This window comes from Halorubrum depositum, assembly GCF_007671725.1.
Classification (GTDB): Archaea; Halobacteriota; Halobacteria; order Halobacteriales; family Haloferacaceae; genus Halorubrum; species Halorubrum depositum.
In genome coordinates, this window is the sequence record NZ_VCNM01000003.1 from 19,665 (window position 1) to 40,177 (window position 20,513).

14 protein-coding genes and 2 pseudogenes are annotated in these 20,513 nt (G+C 64.9%); 11 read left to right on the forward strand and 5 right to left on the reverse strand.

The features are described from left to right. Window positions 1-997: 997 nt before the first annotated feature. From FGM06_RS16290 to FGM06_RS14475, 4 genes are all read left to right on the forward strand, one after another. Window positions 998-2,131, forward strand: a complete 1,134-nt coding sequence (locus FGM06_RS16290; protein ID WP_241662592.1) for an ABC transporter substrate-binding protein — start codon at window positions 998-1,000, stop codon at window positions 2,129-2,131. Further along, the gene (locus tag FGM06_RS14465; RefSeq protein WP_144799986.1) at window positions 2,128-2,940 is read left to right on the forward strand and encodes a phosphatase PAP2 family protein; all 813 of its coding nucleotides are present in this window, start codon (window positions 2,128-2,130) and stop codon (window positions 2,938-2,940) included. The genes FGM06_RS16290 and FGM06_RS14465 overlap by 4 nt, the downstream gene beginning before the upstream one ends. Before the next feature lie 324 nt (window positions 2,941-3,264). Beyond that, entirely contained in the window at window positions 3,265-3,675 is a 411-nt protein-coding gene (locus FGM06_RS16295; protein ID WP_241662593.1) for a helix-turn-helix transcriptional regulator, read from the forward strand. A gap of 226 nt (window positions 3,676-3,901) precedes the next feature. Further along, the gene (locus tag FGM06_RS14475) at window positions 3,902-7,072 is read left to right on the forward strand and encodes a PAS domain S-box protein (protein WP_186311041.1); all 3,171 of its coding nucleotides are present in this window, start codon (window positions 3,902-3,904) and stop codon (window positions 7,070-7,072) included. A 126-nt stretch (window positions 7,073-7,198) separates the two neighbouring features. Here FGM06_RS14475 and FGM06_RS16135 read toward each other — a convergent pair whose 3' ends face one another. Beyond that, a complete protein-coding gene (locus FGM06_RS16135) occupies window positions 7,199-7,360 on the reverse strand; it encodes a hypothetical protein (RefSeq protein ID WP_186311042.1) in 162 nt (53 codons plus the stop codon). Window positions 7,361-7,607: 247 nt separating this feature from the next. Then, window positions 7,608-8,225: a DUF7344 domain-containing protein gene (locus FGM06_RS14480; protein WP_144799988.1), complete on the reverse strand. Its 618-nt coding sequence runs from the start codon at window positions 8,223-8,225 to the stop codon at window positions 7,608-7,610. A 253-nt stretch (window positions 8,226-8,478) separates the two neighbouring features. On the opposite strand from FGM06_RS14480, the gene FGM06_RS14485 reads away from it, so the two are divergent. The 4 genes from FGM06_RS14485 (at window position 8,479) to FGM06_RS14500 (ending at window position 13,091) form a co-directional block, all read left to right on the forward strand. Further along, window positions 8,479-9,621, forward strand: coding sequence for a DegT/DnrJ/EryC1/StrS family aminotransferase (locus FGM06_RS14485; protein ID WP_144799989.1), 1,143 nt, complete (start codon window positions 8,479-8,481; stop codon window positions 9,619-9,621). After that, on the forward strand, window positions 9,614-10,603 hold the full coding sequence (locus tag FGM06_RS14490) for a Gfo/Idh/MocA family protein (RefSeq protein ID WP_144799990.1): 990 nt from the start codon (window positions 9,614-9,616) through the stop codon (window positions 10,601-10,603). The genes FGM06_RS14485 and FGM06_RS14490 overlap by 8 nt, the downstream gene beginning before the upstream one ends. Before the next feature lie 262 nt (window positions 10,604-10,865). Next, a complete protein-coding gene (locus FGM06_RS14495; RefSeq protein ID WP_144799991.1) occupies window positions 10,866-11,462 on the forward strand; it encodes a DUF7344 domain-containing protein in 597 nt (198 codons plus the stop codon). Between the two features lie 303 nt (window positions 11,463-11,765). Continuing rightward, window positions 11,766-13,091: a helix-turn-helix transcriptional regulator gene (locus FGM06_RS14500; protein WP_144799992.1), complete on the forward strand. Its 1,326-nt coding sequence runs from the start codon at window positions 11,766-11,768 to the stop codon at window positions 13,089-13,091. A gap of 65 nt (window positions 13,092-13,156) precedes the next feature. On the opposite strand, the gene FGM06_RS14505 is transcribed toward FGM06_RS14500, so the two are convergent. Beyond that, window positions 13,157-14,071 (reverse strand): glycosyltransferase family 2 protein, encoded by a 915-nt coding sequence (locus tag FGM06_RS14505; protein WP_144799993.1) that lies wholly within the window; start codon window positions 14,069-14,071, stop codon window positions 13,157-13,159. Between the two features lie 116 nt (window positions 14,072-14,187). Between FGM06_RS14505 and FGM06_RS14510 the strand changes: the two genes are divergently transcribed. The 3 genes and pseudogenes from FGM06_RS14510 to FGM06_RS16435 form a co-directional block, all read left to right on the forward strand. Continuing rightward, window positions 14,188-15,237 carry an AAA family ATPase gene (locus tag FGM06_RS14510; RefSeq protein ID WP_144799994.1) on the forward strand — a complete coding sequence of 350 codons (1,050 nt, stop codon included), beginning with the start codon at window positions 14,188-14,190 and terminating at the stop codon, window positions 15,235-15,237. A gap of 136 nt (window positions 15,238-15,373) precedes the next feature. Then, window positions 15,374-16,312 carry a hypothetical protein gene (locus tag FGM06_RS14515; RefSeq protein ID WP_241662594.1) on the forward strand — a complete coding sequence of 313 codons (939 nt, stop codon included), beginning with the start codon at window positions 15,374-15,376 and terminating at the stop codon, window positions 16,310-16,312. A gap of 138 nt (window positions 16,313-16,450) precedes the next feature. After that, window positions 16,451-17,413: pseudogene (locus FGM06_RS16435) on the forward strand (lipopolysaccharide biosynthesis protein); the annotation flags it as partial. An 828-nt stretch (window positions 17,414-18,241) separates the two neighbouring features. On the opposite strand, the pseudogene FGM06_RS16440 reads toward FGM06_RS16435, so the two are convergent. Beyond that, window positions 18,242-18,598 (reverse strand): annotated as a pseudogene (locus FGM06_RS16440) (hypothetical protein); the annotation flags it as partial. 306 nt (window positions 18,599-18,904) lie between these two features. Next, window positions 18,905-20,380 carry a PQQ-binding-like beta-propeller repeat protein gene (locus tag FGM06_RS14525; protein ID WP_144799995.1) on the reverse strand — a complete coding sequence of 492 codons (1,476 nt, stop codon included), beginning with the start codon at window positions 20,378-20,380 and terminating at the stop codon, window positions 18,905-18,907. Window positions 20,381-20,513: the final 133 nt, after the last annotated feature.

The window sequence follows — 20,513 nt, forward strand, 5'->3', positions numbered from 1 at the left end:
CGGTAGGCTCAGTAAAGGGCACCCGATCGGTCGTGCAGGACCGGCACCGGGGCAATGAGCGCGACGCACTCACCGTAAACACGAGTGGTAGTCCATTCGTCAGCGGGCCCTCTCCGGGAGTGTTCTGGGTGGTCTCACTCTCGGGTCGCACTTCGGGCGCTGAGATGTTCGGTCGCGGACTCCCTTGATCGAGGTGGGCCGCAGTCGACGCGCTCGTGGGTCGGCTAAGTGGGTGGCCGCTCCGATTCGATAGCGGACGCTTAGGTCCCGAGTAATAACGTCTTCCGTCCTACTTCAGGGCATATTGCAACGGTTGCCCCCTTCGAAGATGTCATCTCTCAAACTCAGTAGACGGTCGATTCTGGCGCTCGCCGGTGTCGGGCTGACGGGTGGGTGTACTCGGCGGGCCGAGACCGCAGCCTCCCGCGACGAACAGCGACCGCTCTCAGTACGAATCAAGACAGTTCCTGCCGACCGGGACGCGGCAGCGATGAAACTCGCGCGATACCTAGCGACGCAACTCCAACAGGTCGGGATCGGTGCTACCGTCGTCCCAATGAGTCGCGAGCAACTCCGCCAGTCGGTCCTCACGAACCACGACTTCGAGATGTACGTCTACCGCCTCCCGCTCCGTCGAGACCCGGATTTTCTTCGTCCGGCCCTGCACTCCCGATTTGCACCCGACGGCGGGTGGCAGAATCCATTCGGGACCGAGGACCGACCGCTCGACAAACTACTGAAGCGGCAGCGGACCGAACGCGGAACAGCTCGGACCTCGACGCTACGTGAGATCCAAACCCGCCTCGTCGGGGACCAGCCGTTCACCCCCATCGCAGTCCCGGACTCGACGTGGGCGAGTCGCCCTGATCGGGTCGAATGGCCCGGCAGAGTACCGCCGCACAGCGCCTTGTCGTACCTCTCGGCCCGAACGGTCGACTCCGATTCGACCGCGACGACGTCGACGACGGCGACGTCGACTTCGGAAACCCGGCTTCGGATGGCGCTGACCGACGCGCGACCGACCGAGAACCTGAACCCGTTATCCGCGTCGTTCCGGGCCGGCAGATCGATCGTTCGACTCGTCTACGATTCGCTCGGCCGGACGTACGACGGAGCCGTTCGGCCGTGGATGGCCTCGTCGTGGACGTGGCACGAGGGCGACTCTAACGCGCTGTCCGTCGACCTCCGCGAGGGCGTCGAGTGGCACGACGGGAGGTTGGTAACCGCATCCGACGTGGCGTTCACGTTCGACCTCCTCTCCGATACCGCTCTCGGGTCGCTCGACCGACCGGTCCCGTCGCCGCGGTACCGTGGCCGCACGTCGCTCGTCAACGAGATCACCACGCAGTCGTCGCACGAGCTGACGCTCGAGTTTGGCGACGTGGACGAGTCGGTCGCCAAGCGCGCGTTGTCGGTCCCGATACTCCCGAAACACGTCTGGGAGCAGTACGCGCGCCGGACGAAAGCGGCCCGGATCGACGGTAGCGACCGCACGGAGGCACTCGAGCGGAAGAACCTCGATCCGGTCGGAAGCGGCCCGCTTCGGGTGACCGAGGCGGCCCCGGGAGAGTCGCTCTCGATGGAACCGTTCGAGTCGCACTTCCTCTCGACGGGGGGCGTCGGCGAGTCGCTCGTCGAGTTCGACGGCGGCTTCTCGTTCGACGCGCTGGAGTTCACCGTCCTCCCGTCCGGTGGAGCCGTCGTCGAACTGCTGTCGGATGGCACCCTCGACGCGTCGGCGAACTCGCTGTCCCCCGGAGCGGCGAAGAAGGCGAGGGAAGACGACGAACTCGCCGTGGAAACCGGAGAACCGCAGTGGTGCTATCACGTCGGCTACAATCACCGAAGGCCGCCGTTCGACGATGCCGGGTTCAGACGGGCGGTCGCCCGACTCGTGGACCGGTCGTCCCTCGTTGACACGCTGTTCGACGGCGAGGCGACACGGGTCGTGTCTCCGCTCGGGACGACGCGGTACGCGCCCGAGGGCGACGAGTGGGACGACTCGCTCGCCGACGTCCGGTTCCTCGGCGAACCCGGAAGCGACTCTCTCGACGTCAAAAGAGCGAAGTCGACGTTCTGTGACGCCGGGTACACGTATTCGTCTGACGGCGAGCTGCTGATAGACGAATGAACGCCTCGCCCCTGCTGTCGATACTGGGAGCGGTCCTCAGTGGAGCGGCGCTCGCGCTCCTCGGTGCGACGCTCATCGTCGTCGGTCCGACTCGGCTTCGGCTCAGCGTCGGCACCGTCCGTGAGCGCGTTCGAGACGCCGCGCCGTACCTCGGGTTGCTCGCCGTGGTACTCGTCGTAAACAAGGTCGCTCGTGACGTCGGTCCGGCGGTCTCGTGGGCCATCGGGTGGAACGTGACCGGCCTCATCTACGCTATCGAGGGCGACTTCGTCGAACACGTCCAGTCGCTGGCGACGCCCACGCTCACTGCCGTCTTCTCGACGGTGTACCTCTCCGGCTACGTCTTCCTGCTCTCGTTCCCGTTCGTGGCCTACCTCTTCTCGGACGACCGGCGACCGCTGAAACTCACCGCGGTGGCGTACGCGGCGAACTACGTGATCGGGCTGACCTGCTACATCCTTTTCATCTCGTACGGGCCGCGAAACCTCCTCCCGGAGCACGTCGACTCGCTCCTCTACGCGACGTACCCGCAGACGCAGATCCTCACCGGCGAGGTGAACGTGAACACGAACGTCTTCCCCTCGCTCCACACCTCGCTGTCGGTGACGACGGCCATCGTTGCCCTGCGGACGCGGAGGACGTATCCCGTGTGGGCGGTCGTCGCCCCGATCATCGCGGCCATGGTCGCCTTCGCGACGATGTATCTCGGAATCCACTGGGCCGTCGACGTCGCCGCCGGGTGCGTCCTCGGCGCCGTGAGCGTCGCCGTCGGAGACCGGCTCATCGACCGCCGCACGAACGGGACATAACCACCAGTGACCGGGGCGGTCCGTCCTCGTCGCCGTTCGTTCTCACCGTCCGCCCCGTACCGACGTACCGGCCGGTGGTCCGAGAGGCCGTCGAGCGCGTCTCCACTGCGAGATCGTCCCGCGCTTCCGGGGCATCCCAAACATAGTTGGTGGAAGACCCAACACCGTGAAGACGGTATTACCGATATGCCGAAACGAACCGACGACGAAGCTCATTCGTCCCTCCTCTACCCCGATCGGATCGAGGATGAGTCTTCATCCAATCAACGGTCGTCACCGCGTACGCCGGTTCTCTCGACGCTCAAGCGTGCGCTCACCGCCGTCGTGCTCTCCCTCTGGACGGTCGTCGAAACGAACGCTGCAGCGACACGGTCCGCCGGCGCGGAGTTCCGCAGGTCGTCCGCCGCTCTCGGTACGCAGTCGGACGAGCGGTCTGCGGTGGCCGCCGGCTCGGGCTCCGGTCGAACGAGTGTCGAATCCCGCGTCTCCGCGACGGACGCCGACCATCCGCTGGTGGGTGTCGACCCCGAACTCCTCAATCCCGAGCGCCGCACCCTCCAAGTCCTCATCGTCGAAGGCGGCGTGGTCGAACAGTCGGCGTTGGTCGAACGCACCCGCTGGACGGACTCGACGATCAGTCGAACCCTCTGTCGGATGGAGACTCAGGGGCGGATCGAGCGACGACGAGAGGGAACCGGGAAGCTCGTTCTCCTGCCGCAGAACCGGGAGAACTGACCGACCTCCGACACGCCACGTCGCCGTTGAGGGGCGATTCGATCCCAAATCAATTAGGTTCCTTCGAGAAATGGACGCGTATCAGTATTTGCGCTGCTCGTTTCGGGACTGACCTCGATACGCGTTGCGGGTACGCGTCGGGGGACAGCGACCGGGGGTAACAGAGACACCGATGACATCTCAGACAACTGTTCCACAGGATTCGAAGGAAACGGTCCTCGGACGAATGACGGACGCGGTCTTCGCGCTTGACGACCGATGGCGGTTCACGCATCTCAACGATCGCGCGGAGGAGGTGCTGGACGCCGAGGAGGAAAACCTCCTCGGCGAGGCGGTGTGGGACGAGTTCCCAGAGGCCCGCAACACGACGTTCTACCGGGAGTACCGCCGAGCGGTCGAAGCGCAGGAACCCGTCTCGTTCGAGGAGTACTTCGAGCCGTTGGAGGCGTGGTTCTCCGTCCGGGCGTATCCCTCGGAGTCCGGCCTCACCGTCTACTTCCGTGACGTGACCGACGAGCACGACCGGCGAGCCGAACTCGAACGCGAACGCGCGCGGCTCGCGGTTCGCGAGCGGTTCGACGACGTCCTCACCGACGTGTCGAAACTGGGAACGAACGCGCCGAGCCTCGCCGACTTCCAGAGCCGACTGACCGATCGCTTCCACCGTGTCGACGGGATCCGCGCCGTTCGGATCGACGAGGTCGAAACCGGGGAGCCCGCGGCGGACCGACAGGACGGCGTCGGGAACCTCGAGTTCGGTCCGGAGCTCCCGGGCGGGTTCGTCGACGCCGTCGACCGCCGCGACGTCACGCGGGTGTCGACCGCACAGACGAACGCGGAGTGGTCGGATATCGCCGGTGACGAGTTAGTGTTCGTTCCGCTCGTCACCGGGAGCCAGTTCTACGGCGTCGCGACGTTCTCCGTCGAGGAGCGTCTCGGCTCGTACGCGTGCGAGTCGTTGTTCGGTCACGTGGCCGAGACGATCGGGTGCGCCGTCGAGAACCTGTTCCGGCGTGAAAAGTGGCGATCGGTCGCCCACACCCTCGAACAGGTCGACGCGGGAGCGTACGTCGTCGATGCCGACGACGACATCGTGTGGGTGAACGACTCGTTCGCCGAGTACGTCGGCATCGACCCCGTCGACATCGTCGGCAGCGACAACGAGCTGTTCGTCGAACACCGTCTCGCGTCGGTGCTCGCCGACGCCGAGCAGTTCACGCGGCGTCTCTCGGGCGCCAGGTCGACGAGCGACGACCGACCGGAGGACCGTACCGCCCGGGTCACCGAGAGTTACGACCGGGAGGAACGGGTGCTCGAACACGAGGCGGAACCGGTCGAGGTCGGCAGGTTCGAGGGCGGAACCGCTCACGTCTTCGAGGACGTCACCGAAGAGGCGGCCGCGGAGCGATCGTTGGCCGAGACCGAATGGATCCGCGAGTCGCTCCTCGAGAGCTTCCCGGGGATGGCGTATCGGTGCCGAGACGACAGCGAATGGGAGATGGACTTCGTCGCCGGGACCGTCGAGTCGCTCACTGGGTACGGCGCCGGAGAGATCCAGTCGACCGTTTCGTGGGGCGACACGGTCGTGGACCCGCGAGACCGACGGAACGCCTGGGAGTCGATCCGATCGCAACTCGAAGACGGCGACACGTTCGAGGTGAACTACCGGATCGCCCGCCGCGACGGCACGACCCGATGGGTCTGGGAGCGCGGGCGCCGCGTCGAGACGCGAGACGGGACGCGTCTCGCCGGGTTCGTCAGTGACGTGACGGAGAAGCGAAACACGGAGGACCGCCTCAAGTGGGAGGAAGGCCGGTTCCAGTCGCTCGTCGAGCACGTCTCCGGATACGCCATCTTCACCGTGAACCGCGAGGGGCGCATCGAAAGCTGGAACGACGGTGCGGAGGCCATCACCGGATACGATGCGGACGAAGCGACCGGAAGACACCTCTCGTCGTTCGCCCCTGCCGATAGGGACGACAGCTGCCTCTCCGAGTCACACCTGACCGAAGCGTCCCTCTCCGGCGAGTCGTACGACGAGGGGTGGGTACAGACCAGCGACGGCCGCCCGTTTTGGGGCCGCGTGGTCCTTCGGGCGATCACCGACGAGGACGGCGGTGACGTGTACGGGTTCGTTGCAGTCATCCGGGACATGACCGAGCAGCGGGAGCGACGGCGTGAGCTCGAACACCAGCGCGACGAACTCGTCACGCTGAACCGAATCAACGCCGTCGTTCGCGACATCGACCGGGCGCTCGTTCAGGCGCGGAGTCGCGAGGAGATCCGTACCGCGATCTGTGAGCGACTCGCGGACGACGAGCGGTACGAACTGGCGTGGATCGGCGAGAGCGACCACGCCCGCAACGTGGTCACTCCCATCGAGTGGGCCGGAGACGAGACGGAGTACGTGGACGGCCTCGACGTGAGGATCGACGGCGAGCGCGGGGGCGGCCCGGTCGGACGGTCACTCGAGTCCGGGACCATCTCGGTCGTCCAGCGGATCGCCGACAACCCGGCGTTCGGCCCGTGGCGCGAGGACGCGCTCGAAAACGGGTTCGAATCGAGCGCGTCGATCCCCATCGAGTACGGCGGCGTCCCCTACGGCGTCCTCTGCGTCTACAGCGGCGAGGCCGGGGCGTTCGACGAGCGCGAAAAGCGACTGCTCGCCGAACTCGGAGAGATGGTCGGATACGCCCTCAACGCCGTCGACCGGAAGCAGGCGCTCGTCGAAGAGTCGATGACCGAGATATCGATGGAGCTGACCGAGAGCCTCTCGGATTTCACCGACCTCACGCACGGCACTGACGGCCGCGTGACGCTCACCAGTTCGGTCGAGACGGGCGACGGGGCGTTCCGGCAGTACATTCGAACGGACGGCATCGACCCCAACGACGTCGCCGAGGTCCTGGAGGAGAACGAGCGGGTCCGTTCCGTCGAGGTCCTCAGCGACCACGCGGCGAACGGGTCGCTCGCGATCAGTACGGACACCGCTCCCCTCATGCAGACCGTCGCCGTCTACGGCGGTCGCGTCGGCGAGGTCGTCGCCGAGGGCGATACGGTCTCCATCGACGCTCGGTTCCCCACGGAAACGAACATCCGTTCAGTCATCGAGCGGTTCCGCGAGCTGTACCCGGACCTCGAAGTGATCGCTAAGCGCCCCGTCTCGCCGGAGGACGAGGCGGAGCGTCTCGCGACGCTGGTCGCAGACGAACTGACTGGTCGGCAGGCCGAGGTGCTGGAGACGGCGTATCAGGCCGGCTACTACGAGTGGCCGCGCGATACGGACGGGACGGAGCTCTCGAACCAACTGAACGTGTCGGCGGCAACGCTGTCTCAACACCTTCGCACCGCACACGACAAAGTCGTCGGGAGCATCGTCAAACAGCGACTGGAGTGACGGCGGACACCGCCGCGAGCGCGAGAGCGTGGTCCGGGTCGGTGACGGAGGCAGACCGCGACCGAACTGATACCGGGACTCGCGTTCGCTCCCCGGGCGCAGCGTTCGTGGCTGTGACCGATCCGGTTACAGTGCGAGCGACACGGTCCCGCAGAACATGAACAGGGAGACGAACTGCCGTGCGCGAACCATGGAGACGTCGAAGTATTCCGAGTGACCCAGTCCCGAGGAGACGAGCGCCAGTGCGACGAACGCCGCGCTGACCGGCGCGAAACGACCGGTGAACATCGGTTTACGCATCGCCTCCGGTGCGCCGTCGTGAGGTGTCGGTACGGCCTGTCGATCCCTGAATGACCATGAGTGCCAATCGACGCACCGACATTTATTTATCAGGTGTGTAAGCGCTCCGGGAGAGTCAGCGACGGGAGTCTCGGGGTCCCTCTCCGGCGTACGCGTAGCTCCGCCGGGGGTGCGGACTGCCGTTACGGATGGGAAGCGCGACGCGATCGGGGCGGACCGTCACCGTACCCGCCCGTCAGTCGCGCGTGAGTGCTCGATGGCCGAAGAAGAGCACGACGAGTGCCGCGGGAATGAGCGAGGTCGACGTACCGAACGGGTTGAGGCTCGAGACGGCGAGGGCGACGCCGGCGACGCCGAAGAGGAGCACCCCTAGTTCGACGGCCCGTTCTCCCGATACCTCGCCGTCTCCGATGGACCGCATCGCCGTGCGACTATCGCTGTTCCGTTCAGTCGCAAAGGTGGGTCGGCGCGCCCCGCTGTCGGCGGTCGCGCCCTCGGTCTCGTCCGCGGTCAGGGCGTCTGCGGCACGCGACGAGAACACCTGGCCGGTCTCTCGTTCGAATTCGAGTCGGCCGGCCGAGTCGAGGTGCGGGAGGTCGAAGTCGTAGAGGACGCTGTGGATCTCCTCGTCGGTGGGGACCATTTCGTCGGTCTCCTCCTCGAACCACTCCGAGAGGGCGGTGGTCAGCTCACCGATCGTAACGGGGGTCTGAGGGCGTTCGTCGACGATCGAGACGATGGTGTCCCGGCGCTGCAGCTCGGAGACGCCGCCGAGGCCGGGTCTGTCGTCGAGCCTTGGCCCCGACCCCTCTTCGAAGTCGTCCGAGCCGGTCGGCGACCAAGGGGGTACCATTGACGGGAGGAACTATGGGATCTATAAAAATAAAACCCGTGGTGGCGCTGGGGCCTGATTCGGGATATTTCCCCTTGTTAGCCTCCGAGACCCTTATCTTACCCATAATAATTGCCGCATAGGACTTGGAACCCGACAGCGGGAGCGGGACCGCACGCGAAGCTATGAGAGGATCACACCTATTCAACGACGGATGCGAGCGACCGTCCGACGACGGCATGAGCGCGACGAACGACAGCGACGGGAGGCGTCAATGAGCGGAGACGTCAACATCGCCGATCCGATCCTGGGCGACGAAGAGGTCTCGCGCATCGAGTCGGTCGTCGACTCCGGGATGATCGCCGACGGTCCCGAAGTTCGCGAGTTCGAAGCCGAGTTCGCGGACTACTGCGACGCCGACGAGGCCGTCGCGACGTCGAACGGCACCACGGCGCTCCACACGGCGCTCGAAGCGGTCGGTGTCGGGCCCGGTGACACGGTGCTCACCACGCCGTTCTCGTTCGTCGCGACGGCGAACGCCATTCGGTTCGCGGGCGCCACGCCGGTGTTCGCGGACGTCGACCCCGAGACGTTCAACCTCGACCCCGAACGCGTCGAGGCGAAGCTCGAAGCGCTCGATGGACGCGTCGACGCGATGGTCGTCGTCCACCTCTACGGGCTCCCGGCACCGATGGACCGGTTGCGCGAACTCGCGGACGAGTACGACGTGGCCATCGTCGAAGACGCCGCACAGGCTCACGGGGCGACGTACCACGACAGCCCGGTCGGGTCGCTCGGCGACGCCGCGTGTTTCTCGTTTTACCCGACGAAGAACATGACCACGGGCGAGGGCGGCATGGTCGTCACCGACGACCAACGGGTCGCCGACGCCGCGGCGAGTTTCATCAATCACGGCCGCGAGACCGACGGGTATCGACACGTCTCGCTCGGACACAATTTCCGAATGACGAGCATCGCCGCCGCGATGGGGCGGGCGCAACTCGAACGGCTGCCCGGGTTCGTCGAGCGCCGCCGTGAGAACGCGGCGAGACTCGATGAACTGCTCGCGGAGACGAACGCCGTCACACCGGTGAGTCCCGACGGCTGTGGGCACTCCTACCACCAGTACACGATCCGCGTCGGCAACCGCGATTCGGTCGCCGAGCGGCTCGACGAACACGGGATCGGAAGCGGAGTGTACTACCCGCGATGTATCCACGACCAACCCGCATATGACGCACTCGACGTGAGTGCCCCGGCCGCGGAGCGCGTCGCTGATCAGGCGCTGTCACTCCCAGTGCATCCGGCGCTCGACGAGGAGGAAGTCGAACGAGTCGGGAGCGTCCTCCGCGACGAGGTGACCGTCGAGCCGCCGGCCGACCCCGCGCGGACGACCGTGGAGGTGTCCAATGACTGACGACACCGTCAGCGCGGGCGTCGTCGGCGTCGGCAGCATGGGGCAGAACCACGCCCGCGTCTACGACGAACTCGAGGAGACGGACCTCGTCGGCGTCTTCGACGTGGACGACGACAACGCGGCGGACGTCGCCGCGGAGTACGGGACGACTTCGCGGTCGATGGCCGATCTCCTCGACGTCGTCGACGTCGTCTCCGTCGCCGTGCCGACCCAGTTCCACTACGAGAACGCGAAGCGCGCCCTCGAAGCCGACGTGGACGTGCTCGTGGAGAAACCGTTCGTCGCCGACCCCGAGAAGGGCCAAGAGCTCATCGACATCGCGGACGAGCGCGACCTCACGTTACAGGTCGGCCACATCGAACGGTTCAACCCCGCGGTCCAGACGCTTCGTGACCTCGTGGACGAGTTGAACATCTACGCGGTGTCGACCGAACGGGTCGGGCCGCCGATAGACCGCGCCATCGACGACTCGGTCATCATGGATCTGATGATCCACGACCTCGACATCGTGCTCGACATCGTCGACGGCGACGTCGACTCGTACAGTTCGGTCGGCACCCCCGACTGCCGCTACGCCAACGCAACCCTCCGATTCGACTCCGGCGTGACTGCGTCTCTCACCACGAGCCGCGTCACCCAAGAGAAGGTCCGCGGACTCACCATCTCAGCGGAGGAGTGCCGCGTCAAGGTCGACTACATCGACCAGAGCATCGAAATCCACCGCTCGTCGGTGCCGGCGCACATCGACGACGACTCCTTCGTGCGCCACCGACACGAGAACTTCGTCGAGACGCTCACCGTCGAACAGGTCGAACCCCTGAAGAGCGAACTCAGCTCGTTCGCGCACGCCGCCGAGACGGGAGAAGACCCCGTCGTGGACGGAAAGCAGGGGCTCCGCGTGCTGAAATTGACGAAATCGCTGGACAGCGCGGCGCAGTCGGGATCGGCCGATAGCCCGAACATTTCTGCCGACGCGGACTGACCGTCGCCGATCGACGGCGTGAACCGACGTAACCGGCTGCAACAATCCGAATTAAGCCGATTTTCAACCCGACGATGTCTGACGGTTGTTGAAAACCCAACAATGCCCCCGTCTTGCGATTTGGGGCGTTGAAACAGTGTGAAACAGTCGTGGAAACGGAAATGAAATACCTTAGAGCCGGGCGTAAACAGACGAAAACATTTGGAAAATCCGGAACTATCTCACCGGTTTATTTGGTCCCTCTGTGATGGTACGAGCGACGATGACTGCCCAAGTAGACGTCCCCGAAGACTCGCTGCTCGAACCGCAAGCGGAGGAAGAGACGACAGATCTCGACGCTGACGAGGTGTACCATCTACTCCAGAACGAGCGCCGCCGGAAGGTCCTCGAGTATCTGCGCGGCCGCGAGGGCCCGGTCCAGATGCGCGACATCGCGGAGCAGGTCGCCGCGTGGGAGCACGACACGACGGTGCAGGCGCTGATGTCCGACCAGCGGCAGCGCGTGTACATCGCGCTGTACCAGGCGCACCTCCCGAAACTCGACGAAGAGGGGGTCATCGACTACAACCAGAGCCGAGGGATCGTCGAGAAGAACCCCCCCGCCCAGGAGCTCATCGCCCACCTCGAACAGCCGGGAGACGACGACGAGTCCGACGCCGACGAGTCGGAGCAGGCGTGGGGGAAGTACTACCTCGGCGTGTCGGGCGTGAGCGCGCTCCTGATCGGTGCGTCGGGACTGGGTCTCCCCGCGATCAGTTCCGTTCCGCACCTGTTCGTCGCCCTCGCGGTAATGAGCGTGTACACCGCGCTCTCGTTCTGGCAAGTGCTCGACGAGTCCGGCGACGCGGACGAAGAATAAGGCTTTCCGCACCAGACGCCCGGCGACGCGCCGACTGCTCCGATATAAACGCCGCTTGCGGTGTGAGATGAGTATCTGAGCGTTGTAGAGCGGTGAGTACCCAGTACGACCACCGGAGGTCGTCGAATCTGTCCTCCGTGAGATTAATACGGGAGAGCCTGATTCAGGGATATACGAGTTAGATCTGATGAACATAACTGTGCGTTCGCAGCCGAGTCGAGAAGGCGGAACGCTCGACTGCGGAGTGACTCACCACCACTATCCGAGTGACCACACCCGCACAGAGCCGCGTTCCTCGTGACGATGTCTCAGACCCGAGCCTTGTTCGTGATGGCCGCGTTCGTCTTCCTCGCGGCCATCGCCCCTGCGTCCGTCACCGCGACGCCGGTCGCACAGCAGAACGGGACGATCGTCCAAGCCGAGTTCACCGACCCGGTGCCGGTCGAAGGCGCCAACGGGTCCGCGTACCTCTGGGAGTCGGAACCCAACGGCCTGCGGGTGACGGTCCCCCCCTCTAACGGGTCGGAGCTCTACGAGGTCTGCGTGCAGAACGAGACCGGTGCGCAGATCGTCTGCGACAACCAGAGAGCCGCGTCAGGGGACCGAGCGGTGACGATGGACCTCGCCGACCTCTCGGCGTTTCGGGAGACGCAGAACGTCACCGTCGTCCTCTGGCCCGGCTCTCCGGGCGAGTCCGAGCCGATCGGCTCCGACACGATCAGCATCAGGGTCGTCGAGAAGGACGGCGACATCGACGGCGACAAACTCTCGAATGCGGAGGAGCTGTCGCACAACACCTCGATGCTCCTGATGGACACCGACAGGGACAGCCTCAGCGACGGGGCCGAGGTGAACAACTACGGCACGTCGCCGACGTCGGCCGACACCGACGGCGACAACCTGTCGGACGCGGCCGAGCTGTCGAGATCGCTCGACCCGACGGACCCGGACACCGATGGCGACGGGATTCCCGACGGCGTCGAGGTGGAACGCGGGTTGGCGCCGAAGGACCCGAACGCCGATACGGACGGTGACGGCCTGTCAGACGCCTACGAGTACGAACACGGTAGCGACCCGACGAAAGTGGACACCGACGGCGACGGACTGAACGACGGGTTGGAGGCGCGGCTGGGGACGGGTCCGGACGACGGCCGTACCACGCCGATGCTCCTGTTCGCGGGCCTGACGCTCTTCGGTATCTCCGTGCTCGCGGCGCGCTGGGCCTGGCCCTCGTGGCGTCACCGGGTCGACCGGTACGTTCCCTCGTGGCTTGTGGCGGGACGTGCGTCCACCGACGACGGGGCGTCCGCCGACGACGAGGCGTCCGCCGAACGCGATACAGACGAGCCAGCGGTCGCACCGGGGTTCGACCGCGCGGAACGTCAGGAGTCGTCGCAACCGGTACTGACTGACGAGGACAGAGTCCTCCGGATCCTCCGCGAGAACGACGGGTGGGTGTATCAGAGCGTCATCGTCGAGGAGACCAGTTGGTCCAAGTCGAAGGTGAGCCGACTGCTCTCCGAGATGGCCGACGATGGGGTGATCGAGAAGGTCAGCGTTGGGCGACAGAACGTCGTGGCGGAGGAGGGGTCGATGCCCGACGGGTTCGGGTCGCCGTTCGAGGAGTGACGGCGGCTGACGGCCGTGATCCGTCCCTCAGAGCTCTCGACGAAGGGGCACCGACTGCCACGTTTTCAGGCGTCGAGTCGCGTCCGGACACCTTTGATCACGTTGAAACAGAGTCCCGGTAGCTGACGCGGTGACGGCGTCGTTCCGTCGCGGAGGAACGAGACACCGGAGCCGAATCGGCCCTCTCGTAGATACAGCGACGCGAGGGCGTAGTGGTGGGTTCCGGTCACGTCGTATCCCTCGGTCTCCAGTTCGACGACGTCGTCGGCGAACGTCCGGAGAAAGTGTCTGTTCGCCTCCCGGACGGCACCGGCGCTCGGACCGCCCGACGGGTAGCGCCGTAAGAGCGGTTCGTCGACGTAAGCCAACTTCCCCTGCTTGAGCACGCGGATGAGGAACTCGGTGTCCTGATACCGGTCGAACGATTCGTCGAACCCGTCGATGCGGTCCACGACGTCCGACTCGACGATGAGCGTCGACCCGGCGCTGGTGTGGAGGTTCTCCATGAGCACATCCTTTACGAGCTCTTCACCGCCCTCTGCGCCCTCTCTCGAGCCGTGTCCTCCGAAGAACGACTTGAGGCGTTCCCACCCGGGAGCCGCGTCCGCATCGTCGACGACGGTCGTTCCGCAGTAGGCGGCGACCCACTCGTCGGACCGCCGTTCTAGCGTCTCGACCTGCTGTTCGAGTTTCGTTGGTGCCCACACGTCGTCCGAGTCGAGGAGCGCGATATAATCGCCAGTCGCGGCTTCGATGCCGGTGTTTCGGGCGGCGCTACCGCCTCGATTCGTCTCGTGTTCGAGGTAGGTTAGACGCGAGTCGTCGTATTCGTTCACGACGGACGCCGTGTCGTCGTCGGAGGCGTCGTCGACGACGACGACCTCGACGTCCTCCAACGTCTGGTCGAGCGCGCTGTCGATGGACCGCGGCAGGACGTCCGCTCGGTTGTACGTGGGGATAATGACGCTCACTGTAGGCATCGAGAATCGAGTGAGACTCGTCACGGGGAGTGCTTTATTATCGCTCCGGTAACGCGGACGACGGCCGGCGGCTTATCGCTCCGATAATAATAGTCGGACGGACCGAGCGGGGGGATATGGACACCACCGAGTTACAAACGCAGAGTACGCGCGTCCTCGACGAGGTATCTCGTGCCGCCGTCGTTGACCGCGATGTCCTCCGACGGATCCTCACAGGCGTACTCTCACGGGGACACGTGCTCCTCGAGGGCGTCCCGGGGAGTGGAAAGACGCTGACCGCACGGGGGTTCGCGACCGCGCTGGGCCTCTCGTTTTCGCGGATCCGGTTCACGCCCGACCTCCTCCCCGCCGACGTGACCGGGACGCACGTCGGCGGCGAACGCGACGGGTCGGCCGAGTTCAGCGAGGGACCGGTGTTCGCGAACGTCGTCCTCGCCGACGGGATTACCCGCGCCCCACGGAAGACGCAGGCCGCGCTCCTCGAAGCGATGGCCGAGGGGCAGGTGACGGTCGACGGTGAGACGCATCCGCTTCCCGAACCGTTCGTCGTCATCGCCACACGGAACCGCGTCGAACAGGGCGAGGAAACGTTCCCGCTCTCGGAGGCGCAGAAGGATCGCTTCCTGATCAAGGACAGCCTCAGCTATCCCGACGACGAGGCGGAGCTGACGTTACTCGACCGACGCGACGCTCGGGACGAACGGACGCCGTCCGTCTCGACGGTCCTCTCGAAGGGGAGCGTCCTCGTGATGCAACGTGTCCCGGAGCGGATTCGCGTCGACGACGAAATCAAGCAGTACATCGTTGACATCGTCCAGCAGACTCGCTCTGACGAGCGTGTCGCCGTCGGCGTCTCCCCGCGCGGGTGCCAGCACCTCTTCGAAGCCGCCCGGGCGACGGCCGCAGTGCGGGGGCGCGAGTTCGTCGTCCCGGACGACGTAACGGACGTCGCCCACTCGACCATCGCACACCGTCTCGTTCCGGCTGCAGAGGCGACGGTGGATGGCGTCGACCGAACGCGACTGGTCGACGAACTGCTCTCCGCAGTCACGGCCCCGAGGGTCAGCGGTGAAGCGGGCGTGAGCACCGTCGGCGCGACTGCGAGCGTGACAACTCGCTCGCAGAACGCCGAAACGACCTCCGAACGTCCGAACGAGACGCGTTGAGCGGACTCGCCCGCGCTCGCGCCCGCCGCTTTACCGGTCCGATAAGTCGGGGCTACCAGGTCGATAATAACGGAGGGGCATTGTGATGAACGAACCGGATATGGAACGGCAATCGCGGACACTGAAACGCGCGAGTATGGCGCTCATCGTCGGACTGCTGGTGGCGACCGCGGGCTGTGCGGGCCTCCCGGGCGGCGATGCGGGAACGGCAGCACCCGACTCGGCCGGCGAAGGGGCGGCTGAGACGGCCGATTCGAACACGACGAACACGACGGGCACGTCGGAGACGACGACGGAATCGAACGAATCGGACGGCCACTCACACAGCCACGAGAACGAGTCCGACTCGAACGCGTCGACCTCTATTGAGGCGGAGCACACCGGGGAAATGGCCGTGATGGTCGGCGACGAACGCGTCGACCTCGCGGCGAACGCCGACGGCGAGGACGCCATCAACATGGCCGACAGAGACACCTGGTACACGAACGAGAGCGTGACGCTCTCGGAGGCGCTCGAGGTCGCCGACGTCGAGGCTGCGGAGTCGACGCTCACCTACGACGGCGAGACCTACGACGAGTCCACGGACGGGACGAAGATCAGCTACCGCGTCGGTAGCCACGAAGTCGACCCCGAGGAGTACACGCTCGAATCGGACGACAAGATCTGGGTTCTCGTCGTGACTGACGACTCGGACGTCACCACGCCGGGCGAGTACATCCCGCCGGAGGACCTCCACGTCCACGGGAGTATCGACTTCACCGTCGACGGTGAGGAGCTCGACTTCAGTCGTGACAAGTATCAGCAGGCCGGCCACAACGACCACTTCCACTTCGAAGGCGGACACGCCAGCCCGTGGCACGCGCACTCCGCGCACGTCACGGTCGGCTACGCGATGTCGACGCTCGAAGGCATCAACGTGAGCGACGACGCCATCACCTACAACGGGACGGCGTACGCCTTCGACGGCGAAGACGGAGCGGCCACCGTGAAGGTGAACGGTGAGTCGGTCGATCCGAACGAGTACTACCTCAAAAACGGCGACTCGGTCACGATCGCGATCGAACCGTCTGACTGAGATCGCTCCGTTGTCAATGCATACGAACCACCGGACAGCACGTGACCAGTACCCGAGACACCACCGAGAGAGGCGTCTCGAACGGCCGATGTCACTCGTCGAGCGCGACGAGCGGGGGCATCGACCGTGAGTCGGAACATGGTCACGGCGTTCCTCTCCGTCGTGGGCGGGCGTATCTTCATCGTGCTGTCGTCGGTGGTGCTCACCCCGATTCTCATCACGACCCTCGGGTTCGAACTCTACGGGCGCTACAGCACCCTCACGGCGGTGTTCGGTATCTCGACCATTCTGATGAGTTCGGGCATCAACAGCGGCGCCCGCAAGTTCCTCTCCGAGGAGCGCTCGATTCGGAACTGGAAGACGCACGTCTTCGGCTACTACTTCCGCCTCGGGGCGCTCCTCGCGGTGCTGACTGCGCTGGCGTTCGCCGGCGCGGCGCGCTTCGGTCTCGTCACCCAGCACCTCGGTGAGCAGTACGTCGTCGGCTTCTACGGCCTGGCGGGACTGACTATCGCGACGCAGTTCCGCGAATTCTCTCGCCGGTCGCTGATGGGCCTCAAGCAGGAACACCTCTCGGAACCGCTGCGCGTGTTCAACAAGGTCGGTTCGCGGATAGCGCTCATCGGAATCGCCTTCCTCGGCTTCGAGATCGGAGGGATGATGGTCGGCCTCATCGTCGTCAACGGCCTCGTCGCCCTGCTCGCGCTGTGGTGGCTTCGAACCAACATCTCGCTCCGCGGTATCGTCACCAGGTCGCCGGGCGGGTTCCCGACGAGGGAGCTGTTCAGCTTCAACCACCTCTCGGTGGTTTACATGCTGTTTCTCACGTCGATGTACCACGTCGACGTGTTGATGCTCGCCTCGGTCGTCACCGAGACGCAGGTCGGCTACTACAAGTCCGCGCTGGTCATCACTCAGTTCCTCTGGGTGATCCCGCGGTCCATTCAGTCGATGCTCATCCAGTCCGTCTCGGACCTCTGGGCGAAGGGCCGCATCGACCAGATAAACGAGATCGCGTCGCGAGTCACCCGGTACGGGATGCTCGTCGTCGTGCTGTTGTCGATCGGGCTCGGGGCGCTCGCGAAGGACTTCGTCCCGCTGTATCTCGGTGACGGGTCGATGCCGGTCGTCACGCCGCTCCTCATTCTCCTCCCCGGGACGATCGGATTCGCCATCGTTAGACCGATCCTCGCCATCAGTCACGCGAAGGCGGACATGAAACCGCTCATCGCGGCGACCGGGGCCGCAGCGCTTCTGAACCTCGGCCTCAACGCGGTTCTCATCCCCCGATACGGAATTCTCGGGGCGGCGGTCGCGACGACCGTCGGCTACTCGTCGTTGCCGGTGTTCAACCTCCTCAGCGCCCGTCACCTCGGATTTAAACCGTTCTCGGACGCGCGAGTCGGTCGGGTGTTGGCGACGGGAGCCATCGCGATCGTCCCCATCTACCTCCTCTCGGTGACGCTCGAGAACAGCCTCGTCGCGTTGGCGGTCGTCCCCCCGATCGGGTTCCTCGTCTTCGTGACGACGGCGTTCCTGGTCGGCGCCGTCGGGGTCGACGAGGTGCTGGACGTGATGGGGTCGCTCCCGGGCCCCATAGGGTCGCGCGCATCCGCCGCCCTCGCGAGCGACGGCGGCCCCGGCGGGGTCGGGAGGCGCTCGCGGAGGACCACGTCGTGGACCGACCGACACGCGGACACACTTCAACGCGCCCTCCTCGTCCTCGGTATCCTCCTCTCGATTTCCGGGGTCGTGCTCGCCGCGGGCGTGCCCGGCGTCGACGTGGGACCGTCCATCGACGGCGACTCGCCGATCCCGGATGTGAACAACACCGAACCGGTCACCGACGCGCCGTCGCCGACGAACGAGACGCAGACCACGGACTCGCCGTCGAACACCTCCGACGGTTCGACGGATCAAAGCGGTGACTCATCGACGGACGATCCGCCAACCACGACGGAGAACAGCAGTGCGACAGGGAACGCCACGACGGAGAACAGCAGTGCAACCGAGAACAGCACCACGACTGAGGACAGCAGTTCGACTGAGGACAGCAGTTCGACTGAGGACAGCAGTTCGACTGAGGACAGCAGTTCGACCGAGGACAGCAGTTCGACTGAGGACAGCAGTTCGACCGAGGACAGTTCGACTGAAAACAGCACGACTGAAGACAGCAATACGACCGAAAACAGCACGACTGAAAATAGCACCACGACCGAGAACACTACGACGGAAAATAGTACGACTGAAAACACTACGACCGAGAACAGCACGACTGAAAACACTACGACCGAGAACAGCACGACTGAAAACACTACGACCGAGAACAGCACGACTGAAAACACCACCATGACCGAGAACACTACGACCGAGAACAGCACGACTGAAAACACCACCATGACCGAGAACACTACCACAACGTTGTCATTGACGACGATGGCAACCACAACCGAGAGCGTCACGGCAACGTATAGCGACATGTCGGCGTTCCTGACGGGGCGTCCCACGACGGCGAGGAACTGGCTTCTCTCGTCGTGGCCCCCCACCAGCGGGACGCCGTGGTTTCAGTCGAGTTAGAGCGCAGGCGGAATGCTACAGTCGTTTCGGACGGTGGTTTGGGCCGATTTCGTCGTCAGTCGCCGCGAGCGATAACACTCTCGTCGACGAATCACGGTCATCTCCGGTTGCTTTCACGTAGATTCCATGATCGGTCACGACGGGTGTTTGGGCGAACAGTTCGTCCTCTCCGCCGCTTTCTGGCGGTTCGGCGTACGCCCAAGACACCTCTCCGTCTGCGGTGTCAACGGCGACGACTGTCGGATACTCGCTGATCGGTGCGACGTCGTAGTAGCGACCTGACGCGTCTTCGGTAAGCGGGGCGTCCGTCCCGAGGTACACGTGGCCGTCCGTGGCCGTTGGAGACCCGTAGAGGGGGTAGGGTGAGGTCCAGACCCACTCGCGCGTTCCTGACGCCGTGTCGACCGACCACAGCGATGCGGAGATCGCGGCGTCCACGGAGGAGTCGACTGTCGTGAAGGCGTAGACAGAGCCGTCGGCCACGACGAGCTCACTGAGCGTGTCACGGGGGTCGCCACACGACTGAGTGAGCGAGCAATTCCACTTGACGCTCCCGTCTGCGAGCGACTGGGCGACGAGGGCGTTTTCGTGTTCGGTTTGGGTCGCGTAGTAGATCGTCTCGTCGTGGACGGCTGCGTCAGGCGCGTTGCCGGGTCGCTGCGCTGCGGCGACGTCTGCAGGGAGTTCGTGACGCCACTGTTCGGACCCATCTGCCACGGATAAGCCCACGATATAGCGGGAATCGGGTCCTGCCAGACGGGCGTAGACCGTCTCGTTTCGAACCGCGAACAACGTCGTCGTGGTCAGGTCAGTTTGGCGCACCCACAGCTGCTCCCCCGACTCAGCATCGAAGGCGTTCACGTTGTTGTTCTCCAGATTCTGTGCAACGAGGGTCCCGTCTGCGACCAGTGGATTCCGCCAGTTGTAACTGTCTTGATTCTTCCACTCGAGGGCGCCCGTCTGGGTATCGAACGCGAACACCCCGCCGTATTCCCATTCGCCATCGTTGTTCGACCCATCACTCGCGACGATGACCGTGCCATCACTGACCACTGGTGCGTCGAGCACTCGGCCGACTCCACTGGCTGTCGCGTCATCGCCACGTGACGGCGGGACGTGCTCCCACACCTGTTTACCAGAGTCCTTGTCGTAGGCAACGAGTCGGCTTCGACCCGAGACGTCGTCGAGGAGTTCGGTCGTGAACACGTGTCCGTCACCGACGGCCAGTTCGGTCGGATCGGACGGATTGGTCGATTCCGGCGTGTAGAACCGAGTCGTTACCGACGGACCGACAGCAGCAGCGGTGGCGTACCCGGTTTGCGCGCCGTTACCTCGCCGCATCGGCCAACCGGGAGTGTCGGCTGCGGACCCGTCTTCCGTGGATTCGTCACTCGCCTGTGCGAGGGCAGAGAAACTGCCCGTAGCGAGGAGGGCTGTACCGACAGCACTGCCAGCGGCTTCGAGGACCGATCGACGTGGAATGTCTGTCATGATTCCGAGTGCCGTTTGCTCGGGTGGACGGGTTATTATTCCTCAGATAAAGACGGGGTGACAGTTGCAATCGAACGTGAAAACCGGCAGAGGAGAGTCGAACGGACAGCATAGATCGTGCAATGTGCTAACG

What these genes read in the sequence shown, in the direction of transcription:
- FGM06_RS14495 (WP_144799991.1), top strand. Translation starts at nt 10,866, where the DNA reads ATGACTGCCCAAGTAGACGTCCCCGAAGACTCGCTGCTCGAACCGCAA.
- FGM06_RS14525 (WP_144799995.1), bottom strand. Translation starts at nt 20,380, where the DNA reads ATGACAGACATTCCACGTCGATCGGTCCTCGAAGCCGCTGGCAGTGCT.
- FGM06_RS14505 (WP_144799993.1), bottom strand. Translation starts at nt 14,071, where the DNA reads ATGCCTACAGTGAGCGTCATTATCCCCACGTACAACCGAGCGGACGTC.
- FGM06_RS14485 (WP_144799989.1), top strand. Translation starts at nt 8,479, where the DNA reads ATGAGCGGAGACGTCAACATCGCCGATCCGATCCTGGGCGACGAAGAG.
- FGM06_RS16290 (WP_241662592.1), top strand. Translation starts at nt 998, where the DNA reads ATGGCGCTGACCGACGCGCGACCGACCGAGAACCTGAACCCGTTATCC.
- FGM06_RS14500 (WP_144799992.1), top strand. Translation starts at nt 11,766, where the DNA reads ATGTCTCAGACCCGAGCCTTGTTCGTGATGGCCGCGTTCGTCTTCCTC.
- FGM06_RS14515 (WP_241662594.1), top strand. Translation starts at nt 15,374, where the DNA reads ATGGCGCTCATCGTCGGACTGCTGGTGGCGACCGCGGGCTGTGCGGGC.
- FGM06_RS14510 (WP_144799994.1), top strand. Translation starts at nt 14,188, where the DNA reads ATGGACACCACCGAGTTACAAACGCAGAGTACGCGCGTCCTCGACGAG.
- FGM06_RS16135 (WP_186311042.1), bottom strand. Translation starts at nt 7,360, where the DNA reads ATGTTCACCGGTCGTTTCGCGCCGGTCAGCGCGGCGTTCGTCGCACTG.
- FGM06_RS14475 (WP_186311041.1), top strand. Translation starts at nt 3,902, where the DNA reads ATGACGGACGCGGTCTTCGCGCTTGACGACCGATGGCGGTTCACGCAT.
- FGM06_RS14490 (WP_144799990.1), top strand. Translation starts at nt 9,614, where the DNA reads ATGACTGACGACACCGTCAGCGCGGGCGTCGTCGGCGTCGGCAGCATG.
- FGM06_RS14465 (WP_144799986.1), top strand. Translation starts at nt 2,128, where the DNA reads ATGAACGCCTCGCCCCTGCTGTCGATACTGGGAGCGGTCCTCAGTGGA.
- FGM06_RS14480 (WP_144799988.1), bottom strand. Translation starts at nt 8,225, where the DNA reads ATGGTACCCCCTTGGTCGCCGACCGGCTCGGACGACTTCGAAGAGGGG.